This window comes from Pyxidicoccus caerfyrddinensis (assembly GCF_010894405.1).
Taxonomy (GTDB): Bacteria; Myxococcota; Myxococcia; order Myxococcales; family Myxococcaceae; genus Myxococcus; species Myxococcus caerfyrddinensis.
In genome coordinates this window covers 1-5,035 of sequence record NZ_JAAIYA010000070.1, presented here as the reverse complement: position 1 = coordinate 5,035, position 5,035 = coordinate 1, and the positions used below count along the sequence as shown (strand labels likewise).

4 protein-coding genes are annotated in these 5,035 nt (G+C 68.4%); 2 read left to right on the top strand and 2 right to left on the bottom strand.

Going from position 1 to position 5,035, the window contains the following annotated elements:
• Positions 1-135: 135 nt before the first annotated feature.
• Positions 136-366 (top strand): hypothetical protein, encoded by a 231-nt coding sequence (locus tag G4D86_RS51405; protein ID WP_240360966.1) that lies wholly within the window; start codon positions 136-138, stop codon positions 364-366.
• A gap of 29 nt (positions 367-395) precedes the next feature.
• Here G4D86_RS51405 and G4D86_RS51400 read toward each other — a convergent pair whose 3' ends face one another.
• Positions 396-1,547: a Kelch repeat-containing protein gene (locus G4D86_RS51400; protein ID WP_164003048.1), complete on the bottom strand. Its 1,152-nt coding sequence runs from the start codon at positions 1,545-1,547 to the stop codon at positions 396-398.
• A 1,290-nt stretch (positions 1,548-2,837) separates the two neighbouring features.
• On the opposite strand from G4D86_RS51400, the gene G4D86_RS51395 reads away from it, so the two are divergent.
• On the top strand, positions 2,838-3,788 hold the full coding sequence (locus G4D86_RS51395) for a hypothetical protein (protein WP_164003047.1): 951 nt from the start codon (positions 2,838-2,840) through the stop codon (positions 3,786-3,788).
• Positions 3,789-3,885: 97 nt separating this feature from the next.
• On the opposite strand, the gene G4D86_RS51390 is transcribed toward G4D86_RS51395, so the two are convergent.
• Positions 3,886-4,800, bottom strand: coding sequence for a JmjC domain-containing protein (locus G4D86_RS51390; protein ID WP_164003046.1), 915 nt, complete (start codon positions 4,798-4,800; stop codon positions 3,886-3,888).
• Positions 4,801-5,035 lie beyond the last annotated feature (235 nt).

Sequence of the window (5,035 nt, the reverse complement as noted above, 5' to 3'; positions counted from 1 at the left end):
CTGCGAACGTCCTGCGGAGCAACCCGGCCCAGTCCAGCCTCGGAGCGCGCTGACGCCTCCCGCAGCTGCCCACAGTTGCCGCCCCAGCAGAGGGTGCCTCCTCCTCGCCCGAGGCCGCCGCTGCGGGACCACCACGTGCGTGTCCTCGTGACGCCACCTCATGCCTCGTGGCTCAACCAGGCCGAGTTGTTACTGCGGGCCTTCAGCGCGCGCTATCTGCAGCGCGGCGATTGGAAGCGCCGCTCCGACTTCATCGCCCACCTCGATGCAAGCTGGCCCGAGTACAACCGCCTCTACGCCCATCCCTTCACCTGGCTTTGGACTCGGGCCAAGATGCACGACTGGTTCGAGCGGCACCGCCGCTGACTATGTTGGATTACTTCGCGGACACTCCACTAGCCGCCGGCGAGGGGGATCGTTAACCTCCACATGTCGTTGAGCAGCACCGGCGCGAACTCCGCGGTCGCTCCTCCGAAGATGTAGAGCTCGTAGGCCGTGGCGGTCTTGCGGGAGAAGTAGAACTGGCCGAACCTCGGCGCCGGCGCGGGCCCCGTCATTGCGGTGTCCACGCGCGTCCAGGTCCCGGTGTGGAGATCGAAGTACCAGACATCGGACAGAGTGGTCCCGTCGAACTGGCTGCCTCCGAAGAGCCAGATGCGGTCGTTGTGCTCATCGGCGATCAGCTTTGCGTTGTCGCGGTGGCCCGGTCCGTCGGCCTCGTCGAAGACGATCTGATCCCAGGTCTTGGTGTGGACGTCGAACATCCAGAGGTCGCCGAGGAAGTTCTCAGGCGAGAACACACCGGTCCCGTTCACGGCGTCGTTCGTGTAACCGCCGTAGACGAGCAGCGCGTTCCAGCCCTCGGCGTAGACGAGCGGATGATGGGCACGAGCGCGCGGGGCGGTCGAGCCGGTCGAGACCTGCTTCCAACCGTTCTTGTAGCGGACCAGGTCGTGCTGGAGGCCATCAGGACGGTTGATGAAGGCCGGAAGAGTCGACGACGAGCCCGAGAAGGCGTACGCGACGGTCTTGTGCGTCTCCTTATCGCGCACGACGGCCGCCTCCGTGGAGCGGTTGGCGCGCCCGATTTCGGCCGCGCTCTGCGCGATCTGCGTCCACCCGTGCACCGGATCGAACCGGAACGTGTCCTGGTGCGTGAGGTCGAGCCCGCGCCGGAAAGGACCTCTCCCGCCGGAGACGATCAGCGCGTCGTCCTCGGAGACGCACCACATCATCGACTCGGCCCTCGCGGACGGCCCGCCCGGGTACTGGCTGAGGTCGTACCAGGTCAGCGTGTCGACGTCGAAGGCCCTGAAGTCGGCCACGGGCTCGTCGTTCGGGTAGGTCCCGTTCAGCCCGCCGAAGATGTAGAAGAGGCCCTGGTCATAGGCGCTCGAACCGTCCCAGGTGGGGTCGGGGATGGCGCCGCCCTGCGGAATCTCGGTCCAGTAGGGCAAGCTCGATTGGGCGGCGCTCGCGCGGATTCCGGCGAACGAGAGCGAGAGCGAAGCGGCGAAAACGATCCGAAGGTGAAGCCTGCGTGTCATTCGGGTGACCTCCTTGGTTCAATCAATGTTGTACCCACGTGGGCTCGTACAGCCCCGCGGCGGCGTCGTCGAGGAGGCCGGAGACCCCTCGCTGCAGACACGTTAATCGGTCGCCGCGTGAAAGATAGTCCGTCGCGGCGCGGCCCGCGCTGAAACACCTCGCTTACGCCCCGCGCCTGAGCGGCACTCTTCCGGGGTATACAGAAACGGCAGACCCCTGTGCAGAAACGGCAGGTATGTGCACGAGCCCCGCTCGCGCCCATGTATGCCATTGAGCGTTTCTGCTAGTGTCCGGTCCTGGCGGCGGTGCGCAGAATTCATAGCTGATCCTCACAGCACGCCCTGGGTCGTCCACAACACCGAGTCCCCCAGGGCACGGCGCGGGCTCTCATTGCCTCAATCGACAGGATATCAATGCGCATTCATCCCTTCGGCGCATCCGTTTCGAATCGCCTCTCTATGCTCGTCCTGGCCTCTCTGGCGGCGGGCGCCGTGGCCGTGGGCTGCGTCGCGGAGTCCACCACCCGATGAAAAAGCATTCTCTCTTGTCTCTGCTCGCGGCGGTGTTGATCGTCTGTGCGGCCTCCGTGGCCCAGGCGTCGGCTCCGTCGGGCTCGCTGATCGTGAACGGGAGCTTCGAAGATCCCGTCATCGCCGGGTCCTTCCGAGCATAGGCGGCATGGGAGCCCTGTTGCGTGCGAGGGCCGGGGTAGGTGGAGGGCCAGGAGGGCATTGCGACATGGCCTGGACGGAGAAGGAGGCCCCCCAAGGAGGCCTGCACGTCGCGCTCCAGGCGCACCACTGCCTTGAGCGGGCGACCGGTTGCCGCGAGCTGCTTGAGAGGGTGCGACCCTCAGCCGAGAGTTACGCCCAGAGAGCCAGCTGCGGTGGCCCCAGCGCCGGAGCCAGGCGCGGCGGCTGCTCGGGCAGCTGAAGGTGAGAGCCTTGCTGGCGCCACGGGGCTCCTTGCTGCTTGGAGGCGGCGGCAGTCGAACCCGCGCGAGGACAAGGCGCTAGGAAACCCCAGGCAGGACGCGCTGCAGGCATACCAGGCGCACTGCCTACAGCAACGGCTGCGCAATACCGCCGCCAACACCTTCTGCTCGCGCGTGTACCTGCCCTACACGAATGTGGAGAAGGCGGACGGCTCGAAGTTCACCGTCAGCAACGTCTCCTGCGTGCGCCAAGACACCCTTGAAGTCGCATGGCGGAGGCATGGCTGAACCATGACGGACGCCACGTGCTCCCTCCGCGTAGCCTCACTTCGAGCGCGACGCGGAGGGAGCACGCATGCTTCAGCGAAAGGTGCTGGCCTGGTTCCTGGCGATGGGGGCGGCACTGCTGCCACCGGACGTCTCCGAGGCCTGCCTCACGACGCCGCCCAAGACACTCTGGAAGCTCGCCAGCGCGGAGACCATTGTCCTGGCGCGCGTCCCGAGCGACTCGGAGGACAGGAGGGTCGTGGACCTCCAGGTGGTGGAGCGCTGGAAGGGCACGCCTGGAGACACGCTCCGCGTGCGGCAGCCGCCCATCGACTTCGGCTGCGCAATCCCTCCCTCGTTCCCTCCGGGTGAGACGGTGGTGGCCTTCCTGATGGGCCCGGTCCAGGACATCTGGTGGGGCCACGACTTCGGGGTCTTTCCGGTGAAGACGGAGGATGACATCGCCGCGTTTCGCGCCCGGTTGAAGGAAGCCATCGCCGCCCAGGCCTCGCCCCTCGAGGCGCCGCCTCGGGAGTGGAGCCTCCTCGCGGCCTCACAGCCCGCCACCCGGTGGCACGGGCTCTACCATCTCTTCGGTCCCTACAACGTGCGCTTCCCGGAGTCCCTTCCGGCGCCGCGGCTCCCGCTACCGAAGCAACCGCTCCTGACGAAGGAGGAGCAGCGGCGCATCGCGGCCAGCTTCGTCGCCAGCCCCGGCAACCCCAAGGAGCTGGGGCTCGTGCTGATGGCCCTGCAGGGCTACCCGGACCCCGCGGTGGACCGGGCCGCCGTCGCGAGCATGGACGCATGGCTGTCGACGGCCCCCGACAGCGAGGCCGTGCTGATGCCCGTCACCCTGAAGGTGCTGGCCTCTCGCCTGGGAATCAGCGTGCCCCCGCCCGAGCCCGGCAAGGTCATTCCACCCGGGGAGCTGCTCGAGCTGCCGTACCCGCGGCGGCGGAAGCTGTTCCGCCAGTACGCCCGGATGCAGTGGAAGTTCGTCAGCACCGAGTACCGGAAGCGGGCCCGGGCCGGCTGAGCGACGGCGGCTACATCCTGTGAGCGCGAGCAGGCTCGGGAATCACTCGCGCCCCCGGGGAATGGGGAGGCAGGACCTTCCGCGCCGGGGGCGTGGGTCAGCTCTCCTCCATTATCTTCCGGGCCTCCAGCTCGAGGACGTGGGCCTGCAGCTCATGCAGCAGCTCAGACAGGCGCGCGCCGCACGCCGCGTTGCGCTCGGGGTCCGGCGAGCCGATGCCATCCGCGAGCTCGCGCCACCGCGCGTCCTTCAGCAACTGCTGTCGCAGCGCGGCGCTGACCACGTCCGCCCAGGTGGGCTGGCTGTACGTGAAGTTCAGCGCCAGCGTGTCCTCCGAGGCCTCGGTGGAGTGCCAGTAGCCGCGCGGCACGAAGAGCACCGAGCCGGGCTCGAGCGTGATGACCTCGGCGCCCTCGGGCATCTGCTCGGGCAGCGGCTGCTCCAGGTAGCCGGCCAGCTCGGGCGAGGGCGGGCCCATGTTCATCGCCCAGCGGTCCGTGGGGAAGGGCACGTGCGTGTTGGGCGCGAGCGTCCAGCGCTTGGTGCCGCGAAGCTGCACGACGATGTTCGCGTTCGCGTCGAAGTGGGGGCTGTTGCCGCCGCCCGGCGGCGAGGCATAGAAAATCGTCCGGGCCACGGCGTTGCGCGCCAGCCCCACCTCGAAGGCCAGCATGTGCAGCCACTGCTCGAGCAGCGGGAGGTAGCGCTCCGCCGAGTCGAGGATGAGCGCCATGCCGCTGCGGTACAGCGCCCCGGCGGACTGCGCGTCCACCCGGATGACGCTGTGCTCATCGCGCCGGTCCGGCAGCGCGACCATCACCTGCCCGCGGTAGGTGTGCAGCAGCCGCTCCAGGTCCAGGACCTCGGGAAGCCGCGCGAGCTCCCCGAGCCGCTCGAGCGGACCGTGGCAGGCCAGGTGCCGCCGGGGCCAGTACTCCGCCAGGAACCCGGCAGCCGAGTGCGGCGTGAACAACTGCTTGAGGAAGGGACGCTCCGACGGCTCCAGATCCATGCACGACGATGATACATCCCCGGGCGCCCCTGGGCTGCGTGCACGGCACACAGGGCCTGCGCCCCAGGGTGGCGGGGGCCGCGGGCGTACTGGCTCGACAGCCTGCCTAGAGCATAGGCGGCATGGGAGCCCTGTTGCGTGCGAGGGCCGGGGTAGGTGGAGGGCCAGGAGGGCATTGCGACATGGCCTGGACGGAGAAGGAGGCCCCCCAAGGAGGCCTGCACGTCGCGCTCCA

Excerpts from the sequence above, each read along its gene's own strand:
- G4D86_RS51400 (WP_164003048.1), bottom strand. The coding sequence starts at position 1,547 with ATGACACGCAGGCTTCACCTTCGGATCGTTTTCGCCGCTTCGCTCTCG.
- G4D86_RS51395 (WP_164003047.1), top strand. The coding sequence starts at position 2,838 with ATGCTTCAGCGAAAGGTGCTGGCCTGGTTCCTGGCGATGGGGGCGGCA.
- G4D86_RS51390 (WP_164003046.1), bottom strand. The coding sequence starts at position 4,800 with ATGGATCTGGAGCCGTCGGAGCGTCCCTTCCTCAAGCAGTTGTTCACG.